Raw genomic sequence first — 19418 nt, forward strand, 5'->3', positions numbered from 1 at the left:
CATAAAATTGCCGTTCAAATAACAAGAGAGCCGCAAATGAACGTAGAAATAAAGCCAGCAACAATGCAAGATGCTACATTGATTTTAACGATGATAATTGAATTAGCAGAGTATGAAAAAGCTCGTCATGAAGTTAAGGCCAGTGTTGCTGATATCGAAAATTCACTATTTGGCGCAGATTCTAAAACAGAAGCCCTTATTTGTTATGTGGATGATAAACCTGCAGGGTATGCGGTTTTCTTTACTAGCTATTCAACTTGGTTAGGTAATAACGGTATTTACTTGGAAGATCTCTATGTATCTCCCGATTTTCGTGGCGCAGGTGCAGGAAAAAAACTGCTAAAACATATCGCTGTATTAGCCGTAGAAAGGAAGTGCCAACGTCTTGAATGGAGTGTTTTAGACTGGAATCAACCAGCAATTGATTTTTATAAAAGCATCGGCGCGCAACCACAAGATGAATGGGTTCGTTACCGTATGGATGAAAAAACAATTGCAGAGTTTGCACGTTAATCGCTAATAATTAAACGAATATAAAGTTTGTCTGAAAAAGCCAGTAAAATAAATTTACTGGCTTTGTTTTTATATTCTTTCATCTAAAGTTGTACAATTAATGCCTTCTGATGAATTTTGTTAATTTATTCTGATTTTTTGTGATGCAAGGCAACTATACTTAATCCAAATTTTGATAAACTTCCGTTAAATTAGATAGATAGCTGATAGTTGAATAGCAATGACACTGATTTAACCTATTTTAAAAATATAATTTTGTTTTTTCGTATTTGGCCGTATTTATTTCGCATATTAACAATTATATGGCTTTATTAATTTCACCAGGTTAATAAAAATAATTGTTGTTCATTGTTTTCTCATTTAATGGAAAAGGGATGGTATGAAAATAAATAAGCAAAAAATATCTTTTTACATCATTTTAATACTCATTATTGCAGCTGGTGGTTTTTACTACTGGAGCATAAATTCAGGTGGGTTACCCTCTGGTTTTGCGCAAAGTAATGGGCGTATAGAAGCGACAGAGATTGATATTGCGACTAAAACTGCAGGTCGAATTGAAACCATCAATGTAAGAGAAGGGGATTTTGTCAAAGAAGGGCAAGAATTAGCCCGTATGGATACTCGTGCGCTTCAAGAACAACTCCATGAAGTCCAAGCACAATTACGCCAAGCGATTAGTGCTGTCACCACCGCAGAGTCTGCGCTTGCTCAACGCAAAAGTGAAAAAGTAGCCGCTCAGGCAGTGGTACGCCAACGCGAAGCTGAACTTGATGCCGCACAAAAGCGTCTTAATCGTTCAAGAGCATTGGTGAGAACTAAAGCGGTTTCTCAGCAACAGGTTGATGATGATACCGCGCAAATGCAGGGCTCACGTGCAGCTTTAGAAGCATCAAAAGCCCAAGTTGCTGCAGCAACATCTGCGATTGACTCTGCAAGTGCTGGCATTGTTCAAGCTAAAAACCGAGTCGATGCAGCAACCGCTACAGAGCGCCGCATTATGGCTGATTTAGACGACAGTATTTTAAAAGCCCCTCGTAATGGGCGTATTCAATACCGTGTTGCAGAGCCTGGAGAAGTCCTTGGCGCTGGGGGGCGAGTATTGAATATGGTGGATTTAAGTGATGTATACATGACGTTCTTCTTGCCAACAGAAGATGCAGGAAAAGTGGCTCTGGGAAGCGATGTGCACATTATTCTTGATGCTGCACCTAATATTGTTATTCCTGCTAAAACGACCTTTGTTGCCAGTGTTGCCCAGTTCACACCCAAAACCGTTGAAACACAAAATGAACGCTTAAAACTGATGTTCCGCGTTCGTGCGCGTATCTCCCCTGAATTACTCGAACAACACCTTGAATATGTGAAAACAGGTCTACCAGGTAAAGCTTATGTCCGTTTGGACTCAAATGAATCTTGGCCTACTGAACTTGAGGTGAGATTACCACAATGACCAATAAACTGATGGATGATGTGATCATTGATATACAGCATGTCAGCCAGCATTATGGTGAAAATTGTGCATTGGATGACATTGTGCTGTCGATTCCAGCTCGCAAGATGGTTGGGTTGATAGGGCCTGATGGTGTGGGGAAATCCAGCTTGATTTCGTTGATAGCAGGGGCGCGGGCTATTCAACAAGGTAATGTGTTTGTACTTGATGGCGATATGAATGATGCTGAACACCGTCGCGCAGTATGCCCTCGAATTGCCTACATGCCGCAAGGGCTTGGTAAAAACCTCTACCATACCTTATCCGTGTATGAAAACGTCGACTTTTTCGGTCGTTTATTTGGCCAATCAAAGGCGGAAAGGGAATATCGCATTCAGGATCTACTTGAAAGTACGGGGTTAGCGCCGTTTAAAGACAGACCTGCGGGTAAATTATCAGGGGGCATGAAACAAAAACTTGGTTTATGTTGTGCATTAATCCATGATCCAGACTTGTTAATTCTTGATGAGCCTACCACAGGGGTTGACCCCTTATCACGTGCTCAGTTTTGGGATCTCATTGATCGTATCCGTTTGCGTCAAACTAATATGAGTGTATTAGTGGCAACAGCCTATATGGAGGAAGCGGAGAGATTCGATTGGCTGGTGGCAATGGATGATGGAAAAGTATTAGCGACAGGGCATGCATCGGAATTAAAAGCCCAAACACGATGTGATGATCTAGAAGCGGCTTTCATTGAACTATTGCCTGAAGAAAAACGCAGTGGCCACAAGAAAGTGGTGATCCCTCCGAGAGACACCTCAAAAGATGATGTTATCGCAATTGAAGCGCAAGATTTAACGATGCGTTTTGGCAATTTCGTTGCTGTTGACCACGTGAATTTTAAGATCCCAAAAGGGGAAATATTCGGTTTTTTAGGTTCAAACGGTTGCGGTAAATCAACAACGATGAAAATGCTGACTGGGCTTTTGCAGGCGAGTGAAGGGCAGGCTTGGTTATTTGGGCAAGAAATTGACCCGAAGGATATCGAAACGCGTAAACGAGTTGGGTATATGTCACAGGCTTTTTCTCTGTATAGCGAACTGAGTGTGGAACAAAACTTAGTTTTACATGCAAAACTGTTTCATATTCCAGAAGACAAAATTGCTCGTCGTGTTGATGACATGTGCCAACGGTTTGAACTTGATGAAGTCAGGGATACGATGCCTGATGATTTACCATTAGGTATACGCCAGCGCTTATCTTTAGCGGTTGCGGTGATCCACGAACCCGAGATGCTAATACTGGATGAACCCACATCGGGTGTTGACCCTGTAGCCAGAGACATGTTCTGGAATTTAATGGTTGATCTATCAAGACGTGACGGCGTCACAATATTTATCTCTACGCACTTTATGAACGAAGCGGAGCGCTGTGACCGTATATCCTTAATGCACGCAGGTAAGGTACTTGACTGCGATACCCCAGTTAATCTCACCAAAAAGCGCGGTTTGGCGACACTCGAGGAAACCTTTATTGCATACTTACAAGATGCCGTGGGTGATGCAGGACAAGGAACCGAAACCGCACCTGAGTTCCATGTTGATCCAGAGCTAAAAGAGCAAGCCACAGAAGCCTTAAAAAAACGCTTTAGTTTACGTCGCTTATTCAGCTATTCCATCCGTGAAGGCATGGAGTTGCGACGAGACCCAGTGCGCTCCACACTTGCTTTGCTTGGTACGGTGATCTTGATGTTTATTATGGGCTACGGGATCAGTATGGACGTTGAAAACTTACGTTTTTCTGTGCTAGACCGTGACCAGACAGGCCTAAGCCAAGGTTATACGTTAAACCTTGCAGGTTCCCGTTATTTTATTGAACAGCCACCTCTTCAAGATTATGACGCACTTGAAGAAGGCATGCGCAGTGGTCAAATCACTGTCGCTATTGAAATACCCCCAAATTTTGCTCGTGATATTGCCCGTGGAAGTAATGTGAAAATCGGTGTTTGGATTGATGGTGCAATGCCAAATCGTGCAGAAACGGTTCGCGGTTATGTTCAAGCAATGCACCTTGCATGGTTAAGTACCATGGCGGCTAGGCAGCCTGTAGGGGTAGCGGGTATGCCTGCTATTGATATAGAAACACGGTATCGTTATAACCCTGACGTACGCAGTTTACCTGCGATTGTTCCTGCCGTTATCCCATTGTTATTAATGATGATTCCAGCAATGTTAAGTGCATTAAGTGTGGTGCGTGAAAAAGAGTTGGGTTCAATTATTAACCTTTATGTCACCCCGATCACCAAATTAGAGTTTTTACTGGGCAAACAGCTCCCCTACATTTTATTGGGGATGTTTAACTTTGTACTGCTTTGTATTTTGTCGGTGTATATTTTTGGTGTGGAATTTAAAGGCAGTTTTTTAACGTTGACCTTGGCTGCATTTTTGTACGTTAGTATTGCAACAGGGATTGGATTACTCATCTCTTGCTTCATGAAAAGCCAAATCGCGGCCATTTTTGGTACGTCGATCATCACATTAATTCCCGCAACACAGTTTTCTGGAATGATTGACCCAGTTTCATCATTAGAGGGAATTGGGCGTTGGGTGGGCATGCTTTATCCAACCTCACACTTTCTCACTATCACGAGAGGGACTTTCTCCAAAGGCCTTAACTTGTTTGATTTACAGGCATCATTTATCCCGTTGTTGATTACAGTTCCTCTTGTCATCGGGCTGAGTGTATTGTTCCTGAAAAAACAGGAGTCCTAATGATGATACGTAAAATTCAAAATATCTTTAATTTAGGTGTTAAGGAGTTACGAAGCTTAGGGCGTGACAAAGCAATGCTGGCTTTGATTGTTTTTGCTTTTACGGTTTCGATTTATTCATCCGCAACGGTGACACCAGGGTCTTTACATAACGCCCCGATAGCCATTGCAGACCAAGATAAGTCGCAGTTATCAAACCGGATTATTAATAGCTTCTATGCCCCTTATTTTTTACCGCCTGCGGATATTACGCCTGATCAAATAGATGGCTTGCTTAACCGAGGTTCATATACTTTTGCCTTGGATATTCCGCCTAATTTTCAACGGGATGTCTTAGCGGGTAGGAGCCCTGAAATTCAAGTGAATATTGACGCAACACGTATGAGCCAAGCATTTTTAGGGAATAGTTATATTCAAAATATTACCCTTGGTGAGGTCAATGAGTTCTTAGCGAAATACCGCAGTAATGCGAACTTGCCTGTTGATTTGGAAGTACGGATGCGCTTTAATCCTAACCTAACCCAATCGTGGTTTGGTTCCGTGATGGCAATTATTAACAATATCACTATGTTATCGATTGTTTTAACGGGGGCAGCGTTGATCCGTGAACGAGAGCATGGCACGGTTGAGCATCTAATGGTGATGCCATTGACGCCTTTTGAGATCATGATGTCTAAAATATGGTCAATGGGATTGGTGGTGCTGATTGCATCAGGAGTTTCATTGATGCTAGTAGTGAAGACACTGTTGCAAGTCCCAATCGAAGGCTCGATTTTGCTCTTTATGTGTGGCGTTGCTTTAAGTCTTTTTGCGACAACATCCATAGGTATTTTTATGGGGACAATCGCCCGTTCAATGCCACAGTTTGGGTTATTAATGATTTTAGTCTTATTGCCATTGAATATGCTTTCTGGTGGGATGACGGCGCGGGAAAGTATGCCACAATTAGTGCAAGATATTATGTTAACGATGCCGACCACCCACTTTGTGAGCCTTGCACAGGCTATCTTGTATCGCGGAGCAGGCTTCCAGATTGTTTGGTCACAGTTTGCTATTTTACTGGTTATTGGCAGTGTTTTCTTTGCACTCGCCTTAATTCGTTTTCGCAAAACCATTGCCACAATGGCGTAATAACGTCCTAAATTGCCTACCTAAAAAGAAAACGCTTGCTGAATGCCTCAGTAAGCGTTTTAATAATTTGCCTATCAATTATTAATAAATGATTAGATTATGCCTATCAAATCGATAGCGCGTACTGATTGGATTAAGTCGCTGTAAAACAGTAACTTAATAGGCAACCAAACAGGAGAACATCATATGTCATTAATTAATACTCAAATCAAACCTTTTACTAACCAAGCATTTAAAGATGGCAAATTCATCGAAGTTTCTGAAAAAGACGTTGCGGGTAAATGGAGTGTTTTCTTCTTTTATCCAGCTGACTTTACGTTTGTTTGCCCAACTGAACTGGGTGACGTTGCAGACCACTACGAAGAATTCCAAAAATTAGGTGTTGAAATTTTCTCTGTTTCTACCGACACACACTTTACACATAAAGCATGGCACGCAAGCTCAGACACTATTGGTAAAATCAAATATGCGATGATCGGCGACCCAACAGGCGCATTAACGCGTAACTTTGAAAACATGCGTGAAGCTGAAGGCTTAGCAGACCGTGGTACATTTGTCGTTGACCCTCAAGGTATTATCCAAGCGATTGAAATCACTGCTGAAGGTATTGGTCGTGATGCAGCAGACTTACTGCGTAAAGTGAAAGCGGCTCAGTACGTTGCAAGCCACCCAGGTGAAGTTTGCCCAGCTAAATGGAAAGAAGGTGATGCAACATTGTCTCCATCTTTAGATTTAGTCGGCAAAATCTAATTAATCTTTTGATTGAATATTAGATGACTCGAGTTACAGGCATTTAGTGCAATGATGCCTTGCCTGTAACTTGCAGTATGGCGGGTATATGTACCCGATTTTAGGATTAAAATTAAAGGGGATTACATGCTCGACAACAATTTACAGGCCCAATTAAAAGCCTATTTAGAACGTTTAACTAAACCCGTTGAATTAGTTGCCAATTTAGACGACAGCCAAAAATCAAACGAAATTAAGCAATTGCTCGATCAAATTGCCTCGTTGTCTGACAAAGTGAGTGTACGTGAAGAACGTAATAGTGCGATAAGAACGCCATCATTTTTAATTACTAACCCAGGTATTGATAGTGGTTTGCGTTTTGCAGGATCGCCACTGGGACACGAATTTACCTCTCTTGTGCTAGCACTATTGCAAATTGGTGGGCATCCATCGAAAGAAGCGCAAGAGTTATTGGAACAAGTAAAAGGCCTTGAAGGCGAGTTCCAATTCGAAACATATTATTCATTATCTTGCCATAACTGCCCTGACGTTGTTCAGGCATTGAATTTAATGGCAGTTTTAAACCCAAATATCAGCCATACCGCCATTGATGGTGCGCTTTTCCAACATGAAATTGATGAGCGTAACGTGATGGGCGTTCCAGCCGTTTACCTAAATGGCAAAGAATTTGGCCAAGGCCGTATGACATTGAGTGAAATTGTCAGCAAAGTTGATACTAATGCAGATGCACGCGCCGCTAAGTCATTGACTGAACGTGAACCTTTTGAAGTGTTAGTGATTGGTAGTGGTCCCGCGGGCGCATCAGCTGCAATTTACACCGCACGTAAAGGTATCCGCACAGGTGTTATCGGTGAGCGCTTTGGTGGCCAAGTGATGGATACCGTTGATATTGAAAACTATATTTCCGTTATCAAAACGGAAGGTGCCATTTTTGCTGGCGCGTTGAAAAACCACGTTGATAGCTATGATGTTGATGTGATTGATGGTCAATCAGTGGCTAAACTGATCCCAGCCGCTGAAGAAGGTGGTTTACACCAAATCGAAACAGCATCTGGTGGTATTTTAAAATCACGCAGTATTATTATTTCGACAGGTGCGCGTTGGAGAAACATGGGCGTTCCTGGTGAACAAGAGTATCGCACCAAAGGGGTGACATTCTGCCCACACTGTGACGGTCCGTTGTTTAAGGGCAAACGCGTTGCAGTTATTGGTGGTGGTAACTCAGGTATTGAAGCTGCCATTGATTTAGCGGGTGTGGTTGAGCATGTCACTGTGCTTGAGTTTGCGCCAGAACTTAAAGCAGATTCTGTATTACAACAAAAAGCACGTAGCTTGAAGAATGTCGATATTATTGTAAATGCCCAAACCCTTGAAGTAAAAGGTGACGGTAGCAAAATGACTAGCCTTGAGTATAAAGACCGTACAGACGAAAGTGTGCATTCTTTAGAGGTTGCAGGTGCATTCGTACAAATCGGTTTATTGCCAAATACCAATTGGTTAGGTGATACAGTTGCAAGAAACCGTATGGGCGAGATTGAAATCGACGCACGTAATGAAACCAGTGTGAAAGGCATTTTCGCAGCAGGGGATTGTACAACAGTGCCTTACAAGCAAATTATCATCTCTGCTGGAGAAGGGGCAAAGGCCGCACTTAGCGCCTTTGATTACCTAATCCGCACAAGTACCAGAACCGCTGAATAGGTGTAATTTACTTTATATTCAGTGAGTTGTAGTCAAAAGGCACTCGGGGGCGAGTGCCTTTTTTTTGTGTGTAAACTCTGAACATTAAAATATCAAACTAGGCTCCTCGTAAGTTCAACACCTATCAATAACCAGGCTTATCTCATCTTTTTTACTTATACCTTTTTAATCTAAATTATGTGATACAGATCTAAATACTGCACAAAGCCAGTCATATCCATGATCATGAATTTCATTCATGTTGTAGTGAAATTAAGTCGCTTTCACTCATTCAGCGGCTCTGGCATAAATGAATTAACGCTAACAAGTTAACTTATTTACAACATAAAGATTGATGAATGAGAAACAAAAACTTCTAAAAAATCAAGAAGTCAATTTAGTTTCCATCTTGGAATTTAGGGTGCGACAAGACGATGAACAAAAATTTTACATTTACGATTAAAAGTAGTCTTTTTGATGAAAATTATAATCCTTCTGAAAATACACGGATCACAACTAACTTTGCTAATTTAGCTAGAGGGAAAAATCGTCAAGAAAATTTGCGTAACACGCTTGCCATGATGAACAACCGTTTTAATACGTTAGCCTATTGGGATAACCCGAAAAGTGACCGATATGCAATTGAGCTTGAAATTATTTCTGTGGAAATGCGTGTTGAAAATAATGCCAATACCTTCCCTGTGATTGAGGTATTAAAAACAAACATCGTTGATAACAAGACGGGGCAACGTACAGAGGGAATCGTCGGAAATAATTTTTCTTCTTATGTCCGTGATTATGATTTCAGTGTTTTATTGTTAGATCACAATAAAGACCAAACAAACTTTAGTATTCCTGAAAAATTTGGCGATTTACATGGAAATATCTTTAAATGTTTTGTTAACTCGAACGAATACAAAGCACATTTTAATAAGCCGCCAGTTATTTGTTTAAGCGTCTCAAATAAAGATGTTTACCATCGCACGGGTAATCAGCACCCAGTATTAGGTATCGAATATCAGCAAAATGGAGCTTCATTAACGGATCAATATTTTAAAAAGATGGGATTACAAGTTCGTTATTTTATGCCACAAAACAGTGTTGCTCCATTAGCCTTTTATTTTACGGGAGATTTGCTGAGCGATTACAGCAATATTGAACTGATTAGTACGATCAGTACGATGGAAACATTCCAGAAAATTTATCGCCCAGAAATTTATAATGCAAATTCAGTTGCAGGGCAATGTTATCAACCGAGTTTAACGAACCAAGATTATTCGTTAACAAAAATTGTTTATGACCGCGAAGAACGTAGCCGATTGGCTATTGAACAGGGGAAATATACAGAAGAGCATTTTATTGAACCCTATAAGCATATTCTAGAACAATGGTCTGCTAGCTACGCACTTTGATTAATGATAAAAATTTAAGGTCAATTATTATGAAAACATTATTACCAACATCTACCGCTGGCAGTTTACCAAAACCTTCTTGGCTTGCTCAGCCTGAAACCCTTTGGTCGCCTTGGAAGTTAAAAAATGAAGAATTAATTGAAGGGAAACAAGATGCGCTGCGTTTATCCCTCGAAGATCAATTGCGTGCTGGGATTGATATTGTGAGTGATGGTGAGCAAACTCGCCAGCATTTTGTGACTACATTCATTGAACATCTCAGTGGCGTTGATTTTGAAAAGCGTGAAGTGGTTAAAATCCGTGATCGTTATGATGCGAGTGTTCCGACGGTAGTTGGGGCTGTTGAGCGTCAAAAACCAGTCTTTGTTGAAGATGCTAAATTTTTGCGCCAGTTAACGAAACAGCCGATTAAATGGGCATTACCAGGCCCAATGACTATGATTGATACGTTGTATGATAACCATTATAAAAGCCGTGAAAAATTGGCATGGGAATTTGCTAAGATCCTGAATCAGGAAGCAAAAGAGCTCGAAGCCGCAGGCGTTGATATTATTCAGTTTGATGAGCCTGCGTTTAATGTATTTTTTGATGAGGTGAACGATTGGGGGGTGGCGGCGCTGGAAAGGGCGATTGAAGGCCTGAAGTGTGAAACAGCAGTGCATATCTGTTATGGATACGGCATTAAAGCCAATACAGACTGGAAGAAAACGTTGGGTTCTGAATGGCGCCAATATGAAGAAGCATTCCCTAAGCTGCAGACTTCGAGTATCGATATTATTTCACTGGAGTGCCATAACTCCCATGTTCCAATGGATTTAATTGAGCTCATTCGTGGCAAAAAAGTGATGGTCGGGGCGATTGATGTGGCAAGTAATGTCATCGAAACGCCAGAAGAGGTCGCTAATACGTTGCGTAAAGCACTTCAATTTGTGGATGCAGATAAGCTTTATCCATCAACTAACTGCGGAATGGCACCACTGTCGCGCCAAGTTGCGACGGGTAAACTCAATGCCTTAAGTGCAGGGGCAGAGATTATCCGTAGAGAGCTGTTAAATAAGTAATCTATTCGAATAATAGCGAATCAAGAGAAACCCAGAATCAATATCTGGGTTTTTTGTTGCCTTAGATTTCTTATTTCAGTCTAACTTGAGGTATATTAGATGAATTATCATTAAATAATTTTTTGAAATAGGAATGTCGGCAATGGCTCTAATCCCTAAAAACTACGCACGTTTAGAAAGCGGCTACCGTGAAAAAGCCCTAAAAATTTACCCGTGGGTGTGTGGACGTTGTACTCGCGAGTTTGTATATTCGAATTTACGCGAGTTAACGGTTCACCATATCGACCATGATCATACCAATAACCCTGAAGATGGCAGCAATTGGGAGCTATTATGTTTATTTTGCCATGATCATGAGCATTCAAAATACACAGAAGCAGACATGTATGGCACCAATGTTGTGGCGGGGGAAGATGCACAAAATGATATCGAAGCGGCAACTTATAACCCATTTGCTGATTTGAAATCGATGTTAAACAAGAAAAAATAATAACAAGTCACCTATCGAAAAATAAGCTAGAGTCTTTAGCTTTATCTTATTTGCCTTTAACTAAGCCTCTGATAAAGAGGCATTTGTGTTTTAGGCGAGCTGTTTCCAATGGATTAGAATCTTTCACTGTTTGATTGCATATCAAAATAGAATTTAGTCATTAGCACAAAATGGTCAAGCAAGGGTTTGACTTTATCTCTCAATGCGGACTATATTTAATTCATTCAAATGAATTAAATATAAATAAGAGAGGAAACAGATGAATAACCTAACGATACCAAGTCCATTTTCGTTTGAAGAACGCGATAGACGATGGGGGATTGCGCGGAAAATCATGAAACTGCATGATCTTGAAGTCCTTATGGTTTATGGGGACAGGGAATCAGCGGCACCCGCACCGTTTTGTATTGATCACTATTTCACCAATGATCGTTTAGGGTCGGTTGTGATCTTCCATCAAGATAAAGCCCCACTGGTAGTCACATTCGCCCCCATGATGGTAGCTGATCATATGCAAGCACAAATGCGAGGTGATAGGCAGTGGATATCACCAGAGCAAATAGTTGTAGGGAAAACAGGGCGTAATATTGCGCAGGTATTTGTTGATTTAGGTGTGTCTGCAAATGCGAATGTTGGTGTAGTGGGGTTAGAGCCTTACCCGCCATTTTATTTCGATGGTGCAATGCCGTATAACACATTGACGGGAATAAAAGCGCGTTTACCTCAGTTAAATTTTGTCCCTGTTTACCGCTCGTTTTTTCAACTCGCCTCCGTGAAAAGTGCAGAAGAACTTGAGCATGTAAAATATGCTGCAATGATAGGTGAGGCAATGAGTGAAGCGATGCGTTCTACAGCTATTGTCGGTAATTCAGAGGCGGATATTGCGGCGGCAGTCACCGCGAAATGTTTATCTATGGGGGGATTCACCGCCGAAATTTTGATGGGTTCAGGACCTGAATATATTGGGTGGGGTCAGCCTGCGTGGCAATACCGTTCACAAACGCCACGAAAGATACAGCAAGGTGATATTGTGTTAACAGAAATATTTGCTCTGTATGGCATGTATGAAACACAGCACCAAGCCGCGGTTGCGGTGGGGAAAATTCATCCCAATATCGAAAAAGCGGCAGCTGTTGCAAGGGAATGCTATGAAATTGGTGTTGAGTACCTTAAAGAGGGGGTCACATTCGGTGAAGTGGTGGATGAAATGGAAAAACCGCTGTTAAAATCGAAGGGGTGGCATGTACATCCATTGATCCACAGTATTAATCCTTATGGGCCTATTGGCTTTGGCACAGCCCCTGGTATTGAGTCATTACCTATTGCCCAAAAATACCGTCAATTAGAACGGTTGCCAAATCCAGGGCGTGAATTAGTTTTGCAGGAAGGGATGACGTTTGCCTTTGAACCTAACTGCGCATTTGGCTATCATTTATGTAATCTCGGTGGCACAGTGGTTGTCGGTAAAGATAGGGGGATTGAACTGAATAATAATTCTACTTATCTTATGCGCGCGGACATATAATTTTAGGAATAACAGCAAGATATGAATGACACAAATAAAAACATACTTTCATCAGAGTTAACGAAAGAAAAGTTAATTAATGAAGGGATTAAACAATTTGCGATTCATGGCATCAATGGCGTTCGTACGCGACAATTGGCTGAAAGTGCGGGTGTTAACCAGTCTGCAATTCCCTATCATTTAGGGGGAAAGCTAGGTGTTTATTGCGCTGTTATTCAAAAAATTGCGAGCGATTTATCTCGGGAAAGTAATGTTCAGGCGTTTGATGCACAGCTTAAACTAGCTATGCAACAAACACCTATTGAGCAGGCGCAAGCAAATCAGTTAATTAGTTTATTGATAACAGGGTTAGGGAATGCGTTGTTATTACCAAAGCATGAATATTATTCCGTGCTTATTCTTCGTGAGCAACTTGAGCCTACAGAAAATTATGATGTTATTTATCGGGACTTTATCGAACCTTTCCATACACGTTTGTCAGGGCTGATCCAAACGATTAATCGCATTGATAAACAAACCGCGATTATCCGAGCTCATGTATTGATAGGACAAGTATTAGGTTTTGTTGTCGCGCGAAAACCTTTTCTTAAGCGACTCAATGCTCAGCAAATTGATGAACGTTTATTGAGTGATATATTGCAGCAAATCAGCTTGATGGCAATTCAAGCTTTAATGATAGGGAATAGTGGCTTAGTATACTAAGCCACTTTTAGGCGACGTTCGGTGACTTCGCTAATATTCTATTCTTCAATTAGTGGATATCTTCGTGGCTGCGGTAAACTAACGATAGCTCAGGATGATTCCACAGACTGGCGGGCGTTACAGTAGTGCGTTCCCAAGGTATTTGACCAATAAACCAAAGTTTCCAAAAATTTAATTTTGCATTCGGATTCTTTGTTAATAATTCTTCAAACGTTTCAATTTCACCAATTTGTACAGATAAGGCAGATTGGTAAATATCAAAGACAAATTTAGAACAAAATTGCCTTGGCGACTCATAATTAAACCCCGTATGGTAAAACTTATTTAAACGGGCAGGGACTTGTGCAACCAAGGCATTTTTTTGCTCTTGTGTTAACGAGTTGGCGAAACGGCGTACACTATAACGCTTATCTGAAGAACGAGCGATAAAACGTGAAAGTGTCGTGGTTGTGGATAAAGGCACACGGCTTTCGGCAATTAAATAATCTTCACCATCGTGCCCGATGATCATACCGACATGGTTGCTCCAACATAAAGAGGCTGAAGCAATTTGACGAAATAACTCGGTACCAATACTGGTAAAAACAATATCACCCACTTCATATTCATAGGGGTAGTTTGTTTGCATCATTACAATACCTCAATATAAATGAAAGAATATCATTAAGGTATAGTTATAAAGCTTAGCAAAAATCTGACTATCAGATAAAAGCGTAAAATCTTCTTTGTTTAGCTTGGGTATATCTTATTCATCTGCTCACTTAGTAACTTCACATTGTGCACAATATCAGTTTCAGTATGTGCTGCATAACCAAATAAAATGGCGTTTTGCTTGGTACTTTTAATGCAATATCGTGATAAAGGCTGTGCACCAAAACCTAATAAGCGGCACTGTTCAAGTATAAGATTAATATCGTACCCAGCCTTTATCCAACATACAGTGTGTATTCCTGAATCTGTCATTTGTACTTCAAATAAATGAGGGAGGTACAGGTTAATCGCATTGAAAAACGCGTTCTGCCTATCATGGCATATTTTGCGTATTTTACGCACATGGCGAGCATAGTGGCCCTCTTGAATAAACTGGGCTAGAGAGGCTTGCTCTAGGTATCCACAATGGCTATCACTGTAGTATTTCATCATGGTAAATGCTTCACTCAGAACTTCTGGCACAATTAAAAAACCTAAGCGAAACCCTGGGTACATCATTTTTGAAAATGTGCCCGCATAAATGACTCTTTGCTGGTTGTCTAAGCCTTGTAATGCTTGAATTGGCTTAGATAAAAAACGAAACTCGCTGTTATAGTCATCTTCAAAAATCCATGCATTATTATGTTGTGCCCAATCAAGCAATGCTAAACGGCGGGATAGACTTAATGTAGTGCCTAAAGGAAATTGATGGGAAGGAGCGGTATAAACTAATTTGGCATCTCCATGGTGTTTCGCACCATAAGCGATATCCATGCCTTCGGAATCGGATGGTATCGGTGAAACTTCAGCCCCTGCTGCAGTTAAAATAGCGCGAGCGCTGTCATAGCCTGGGTCATCAAGCCAAACTTTATCACCTTGTTGTAACAGTACTTTCGCAGCTAAGTTAATTGCCTGTTGGGTTCCATTGACAATGATAATTTGTTTCTCTTTGCAGTGAACGCCGCGAGTGGAGTGAACATAATCCACCAGCAATTTCTTAAGGGGCGTAAACCCATCTGGATGATTGAAAAAAGGGATAGTTTGTTTCGATTTACGCCAAACACGGCCTAATAATCTTCCCCATAGTTCATGAGGAAACTGATCAACACAACCGATACCAATATTAAACATTTGGCGCGATTTTGTATTTGGTCGTGATTGATTCCACAAACTTGTCAATATTGCGACTTTAGGATTAAGATTAAGTGCATTATATTCAGGCTGCTTAATTGTTTGTGAAGTCGATGCTGTACGAACTAATTCGTCAGGAATATTTGCTGACACATAAGTGCCAGAGCCTTTTTTGGAATACAAATAGCCTTCATCAATTAACCTCTCAAAGCCTGCAATGACTGAGTTACGCGAAATAAACATCATCTCAGCTAAAGCCCTTGAGGACGGTAGTTTCACACCTGAAGCTATACGACCATCTAAGATTGCATTGCGGATCGTGTGATACACATTTTCTTTTATATATCCCTTATCAAGTAGGAGCAATGGAAACTGAGCTTGTTGTTTACGTCGCATAAGTGGATCCTAAATAAATAACAAAAGTGTATCTTATACAGCACCAGATGGGATTGTACTATAACCACATTATGTAATATATCTACAAATGGAAGGGTTATTATGAATAAAGCTACATTACCAGTTACGATTGAGTTTGTTGCCCCAGAACATTATCCAGAATGGTTAGTGTATTGGTTGGAATACCAAAAGTTCTATCAAGTTGAATTAAGTGAAGAGGTAACATTAAAAGCTTGGGAGCGTTTTTTTGACGATAATGAGCCTATGCACTGCGCAGTCGCTCTTGAAGATGGCAAAGTGGTTGGTTTCGTCAACTATTTATTTCATCGTTCAACATGGGCAAAAAATGACTTTTGCTATTTAGAAGATTTGTATGTCACGCCAGAAATGAGAGGGCGTCACGTTGGTAAGCAGCTTATTGAATTTGTTCAAGTGCAAGCACAAGATAAACAATGTGGTCGCTTATATTGGCATACACAAGAAACTAATTTACGCGGGCAAAAACTGTATAACTGGGTGGCAGAGAAACCAGGGGTGATTGAATATAGAATGCCATTGTAATCAATGTAGTAGCATATCCTACATTTCAGTGACTGACTGACCCGTTGTTTGATAACAACGGGCTTTTTAGTGGAGTGGGATTAAGTGCAAAAAATATGTTTAACTTGCGAGTTGGGAGCGAACTTCCATTAAAGCAAAACCTAAAAGATTTAATCCTTTCCACGTGAGTGGATTTTCGATATTTTCTGCATCTTCGGCAAGGCCTATTCCCCATATCTTATCAACAGGGCTGGCTTCAACTAATACGCGCTCGTTGGTTGAAAGTAAAAATGTTTTAAGTTGTTCGTTTTGGCTAAACTTGGCCATATTCGCGGCAACAACAATTTCGAAACGTTTATCATTCCAAACATCTTGTTTAAATCCACGAACCTCGCGACCAAACGCTTTTGCTGCTCCTGGGTTAGGCGCATGAATGATTTTTCCTAACGTTTCAATATCACCAAATAAACGTGCTTTTTCTGCCATCATAAAATGCTCTGCACTTGCGAATCGGTGCCCATCGACAATAAACGGTGAAGGGTACCACTGACTAAAGCAGCTTTTCGTGACTTGATTTTGTTTGGTTTGGTGCCCCCAGAAAAAAACATATTTGAATTTTTTCCCTGAGCGGTAATGCTTACAAAGGCTTTTAATATCCATAGGTTAAGTTTAATTATATAAGAATAATATTCTTAGCATACGGAGAAAAAAGGAATTGAGCTATCAGAAAAGCCTGCTTATGTTGATAAGCAGGCGGGGTAATTAGAGAACTTTGCTTAAAAACTCTGCAGTACGAGGGTTTTTAGGTGCTGAGAATAGTTGTTCAGGAGGACCTTCTTCTTGAATGATGCCTTGGTCAATAAACATAACGCGATCCGCAACCTCACGGGCAAAGCCCATTTCATGTGTGACAATAACCATCGTCATACCTTCAGTTGCTAACGTTTTCATAACAGACAATACTTCACCAACTAACTCAGGATCCAGTGCTGAAGTTGGTTCATCAAATAATAAAATAGACGGCTGCATTGCTAATGCTCGTGCAATGGCAACACGTTGTTGCTGCCCACCAGAAAGGCTTGCAGGCCACGCATCAATTTTATCTAATAGGCCAACTTTGACTAAAAGCTGCTCAGCTTGTTTTAACGCTTGCTCTTTTTTTAAACCTTTAACGAGTGTCGGAGCCATCATCAAATTTTCAAGCACTGTCATATGTGGAAATAAATTAAAGCGTTGAAAAACCATACCAACATTTTCACGCATTTTATTGAGATCTGTTTTTGGGTCATGAACATCAAATCCATTGACTTTGATTTCACCGCCGTCAGGGCGTTCCAGTGCGTTTAAACAACGTAAAAAAGTACTTTTCCCTGAGCCAGAAGGACCAATAACACAGATAACTTCTTGCGGATGGATCTCACAAGAGATTCCGCGTAAAACATGGGTATCCCCAAATTTTTTTTGTAAATCATTAACGTAAATCACTTCTGCCCAACCTTCTTTCCATATATTGCACTAACTGAGCGAGTATAAATGTCAGCATCCAATAAATTATTGATATTGTTAAGTAGGGTTCCCAGTATGTGGCATATGCCCCAGAAACAGTTCGCGCAGCATAGGCGAGATCGGCCAAACCAATTGCGGAAGCAAGTGATGAATCTTTGACAATAGCAATCGCGTTATTACCTAAAGGAGGTAGAATTCGGCGGAAAGCTTGCGGAAGAATGACCTTACGCATTGTTTTTGCCCAACTCATTCCTAACGCCCGCGAGGCTTCCATTTGCCCTTTATCAATTGATTGAATGCCTGCACGAAAAATCTCAGAAACATAAGCCCCTGAATTTAAAGTAATAGCAATGACACAAGATAAAAATGCACCATAGTCAGAACGTAGCATTTTGGCGGTATCAACGGACATTAACCCTGATGTAACGAACAACCCATCACGCGGATTAATAAATAATGGAACCAATGCAAAATGAACAACCATTATTTGTACAAATAATGGTGTACCACGAAAGGCGCTAACATAAAAACGCACGGGCCATTGTACGAAATAGCGTAAAATGGGTTTCCAAATCCCTTGTTCCGCTTTGGCCGTTCTCCCCAGCCCAAGCGTGAGCCCCCACAAAGAGCCTAAAATAACGCAAATAATGGTGGCCTTTATGGTCATTAATGCGCCTTCAGCAAATAGTGGGGCGTACTCTTCAATTATTTCCCAACGAAACGCAGACATCTTAATTTCACCCTGATTTATAACGAGAAAAAGCCACCTAAAGATGGCTTTAAATTAAATAAAGCTATTGTTTTGGTAATTGCGGAACATTTGCATCAAACCATTTTTGGTAGATTTGGTTATAAGTGCCATTTTCAAGGATGGTATTTAAACCATTATTAATCTTTTGTTGTAATTCACTATTTCCCTTAGCAACCGCAATACCGAAATATTGTTTTTCAAAATGGTTATCGTAGATTAATTTAAATTTTTTCTCTGGGTGAGTTTTGATGTAATACTTAATGACACCAACGTCACCAACTGCTGCGTCAATGCCGTCTTCATACAGTTCTTGCAACAATAAAGGTGTATTATCGAAACGTTTAATTGATGTGCTGTTTTTACCAATTACATCGGAAACCACAATATCCCCTGTACTGGAATTAACAACACCAACGTTTAAATCTTTTAAGCTATTTAAATCGGTAACATTGGAAGACTCACCGATCACGATAGCTTGTTCAGCAGGAAAATAAGGATTGGAAAAATCAACCATATTTTTGCGTTTGTCTGTGATAGTTATCCCTGAAATTAAAATATCTCTATCCCCTGAGGATAAAGTGGCAAAAATACCTTCCCATGGTGTGTTAACCAGTTTGACGTCAAAACCTTCTGCATCAGCAATGGCTTTAATAATATCAATATCAAAACCTTCCAATTGTTTTTGGCTATTTTCAAACTCAAATGGTCGATATGTTCCACCAGCACCTACGGTATAACTGTCTTTTGCGTAAACATTCCCTGCGAATGCAGCCAGTGTCATACAACCAGCAAAAACGAGCTTTTTAAACATTTTAGACCTCTTTAATTATGCATTTATAGTGAATAAAAATACATAAAATTAATCAGGCAAGCAAATAGTATTTCAAAATTAAGGTTGGATAATGTCATTTGCTGATTTACTGATGCATGGTCGACCT

The 19418-nt window shown here is 40.5% G+C and carries 18 protein-coding genes; 12 read left to right on the forward strand and 6 right to left on the reverse strand.

Annotated features, from left to right (window positions below; genetic code table 11):
- The first annotated feature begins 36 nt into the window (after positions 1-36).
- The 11 genes from M1F05_RS09575 (at position 37) to M1F05_RS09625 (ending at position 13466) form a co-directional block, all read left to right on the forward strand.
- Complete coding sequence (locus M1F05_RS09575; protein WP_206084239.1) at positions 37-513, forward strand: GNAT family N-acetyltransferase; 477 nt, start codon at positions 37-39, stop codon at positions 511-513.
- 379 nt (positions 514-892) lie between these two features.
- The gene (locus M1F05_RS09580) at positions 893-1963 is read left to right on the forward strand and encodes an HlyD family secretion protein (RefSeq protein ID WP_206084241.1); all 1071 of its coding nucleotides are present in this window, start codon (positions 893-895) and stop codon (positions 1961-1963) included.
- Complete coding sequence (rbbA, locus tag M1F05_RS09585) at positions 1960-4716, forward strand: ribosome-associated ATPase/putative transporter RbbA (protein ID WP_318826049.1); 2757 nt, start codon at positions 1960-1962, stop codon at positions 4714-4716. The genes M1F05_RS09580 and rbbA overlap by 4 nt, the downstream gene beginning before the upstream one ends.
- Before the next feature lie 5 nt (positions 4717-4721).
- Positions 4722-5846, forward strand: a complete 1125-nt coding sequence (locus M1F05_RS09590; RefSeq protein ID WP_206084442.1) for an ABC transporter permease — start codon at positions 4722-4724, stop codon at positions 5844-5846.
- A 186-nt stretch (positions 5847-6032) separates the two neighbouring features.
- Complete coding sequence (gene ahpC, locus M1F05_RS09595; RefSeq protein WP_206084249.1) at positions 6033-6596, forward strand: alkyl hydroperoxide reductase subunit C; 564 nt, start codon at positions 6033-6035, stop codon at positions 6594-6596.
- A 126-nt stretch (positions 6597-6722) separates the two neighbouring features.
- On the forward strand, positions 6723-8297 hold the full coding sequence (gene ahpF / locus M1F05_RS09600) for an alkyl hydroperoxide reductase subunit F (protein WP_206084251.1): 1575 nt from the start codon (positions 6723-6725) through the stop codon (positions 8295-8297).
- Between the two features lie 413 nt (positions 8298-8710).
- Positions 8711-9688, forward strand: a complete 978-nt coding sequence (locus M1F05_RS09605; protein WP_206084253.1) for a DUF1852 domain-containing protein — start codon at positions 8711-8713, stop codon at positions 9686-9688.
- A gap of 29 nt (positions 9689-9717) precedes the next feature.
- The gene (locus M1F05_RS09610; protein ID WP_206084255.1) at positions 9718-10749 is read left to right on the forward strand and encodes a methionine synthase; all 1032 of its coding nucleotides are present in this window, start codon (positions 9718-9720) and stop codon (positions 10747-10749) included.
- Positions 10750-10891: 142 nt separating this feature from the next.
- The gene (gene yajD / locus M1F05_RS09615; protein WP_206084257.1) at positions 10892-11239 is read left to right on the forward strand and encodes a YajD family HNH nuclease; all 348 of its coding nucleotides are present in this window, start codon (positions 10892-10894) and stop codon (positions 11237-11239) included.
- 259 nt (positions 11240-11498) lie between these two features.
- Entirely contained in the window at positions 11499-12764 is a 1266-nt protein-coding gene (locus M1F05_RS09620; protein ID WP_206084259.1) for a M24 family metallopeptidase, read from the forward strand.
- A gap of 21 nt (positions 12765-12785) precedes the next feature.
- Entirely contained in the window at positions 12786-13466 is a 681-nt protein-coding gene (locus M1F05_RS09625) for a CerR family C-terminal domain-containing protein (protein WP_206084261.1), read from the forward strand.
- A gap of 49 nt (positions 13467-13515) precedes the next feature.
- Here the strand turns inward: M1F05_RS09625 and M1F05_RS09630 are convergent, their stop codons facing one another.
- Both M1F05_RS09630 and M1F05_RS09635 read right to left on the reverse strand, forming a co-directional pair.
- A complete protein-coding gene (locus tag M1F05_RS09630; protein ID WP_206084444.1) occupies positions 13516-14094 on the reverse strand; it encodes a YebB family permuted papain-like enzyme in 579 nt (192 codons plus the stop codon).
- Between the two features lie 101 nt (positions 14095-14195).
- Positions 14196-15683 (reverse strand): PLP-dependent aminotransferase family protein, encoded by a 1488-nt coding sequence (locus M1F05_RS09635; RefSeq protein ID WP_206084263.1) that lies wholly within the window; start codon positions 15681-15683, stop codon positions 14196-14198.
- A gap of 102 nt (positions 15684-15785) precedes the next feature.
- Here M1F05_RS09635 and M1F05_RS09640 point away from each other — a divergent pair, with 102 nt between their 5' ends.
- Entirely contained in the window at positions 15786-16244 is a 459-nt protein-coding gene (locus tag M1F05_RS09640) for a GNAT family N-acetyltransferase (protein ID WP_206084264.1), read from the forward strand.
- A 99-nt stretch (positions 16245-16343) separates the two neighbouring features.
- On the opposite strand, the gene M1F05_RS09645 is transcribed toward M1F05_RS09640, so the two are convergent.
- The 4 genes from M1F05_RS09645 to M1F05_RS09660 form a co-directional block, all read right to left on the reverse strand.
- Complete coding sequence (locus M1F05_RS09645) at positions 16344-16883, reverse strand: NADAR family protein (RefSeq protein WP_206084272.1); 540 nt, start codon at positions 16881-16883, stop codon at positions 16344-16346.
- Positions 16884-16985: 102 nt separating this feature from the next.
- Positions 16986-17708 (reverse strand): amino acid ABC transporter ATP-binding protein, encoded by a 723-nt coding sequence (locus tag M1F05_RS09650; RefSeq protein WP_206084273.1) that lies wholly within the window; start codon positions 17706-17708, stop codon positions 16986-16988.
- A complete protein-coding gene (locus M1F05_RS09655; RefSeq protein ID WP_206084275.1) occupies positions 17695-18459 on the reverse strand; it encodes an amino acid ABC transporter permease in 765 nt (254 codons plus the stop codon). The genes M1F05_RS09650 and M1F05_RS09655 overlap by 14 nt, the downstream gene beginning before the upstream one ends.
- A 64-nt stretch (positions 18460-18523) precedes the next feature.
- Entirely contained in the window at positions 18524-19291 is a 768-nt protein-coding gene (locus M1F05_RS09660) for a basic amino acid ABC transporter substrate-binding protein (protein ID WP_206084277.1), read from the reverse strand.
- Between the last annotated feature and the right edge of the window lie 127 nt (positions 19292-19418).

Origin of the sequence: Providencia sp. PROV252 (assembly GCF_033676005.1) — a bacterium.
Lineage (GTDB): Bacteria > Pseudomonadota > Gammaproteobacteria > Enterobacterales > Enterobacteriaceae > Providencia > Providencia vermicola.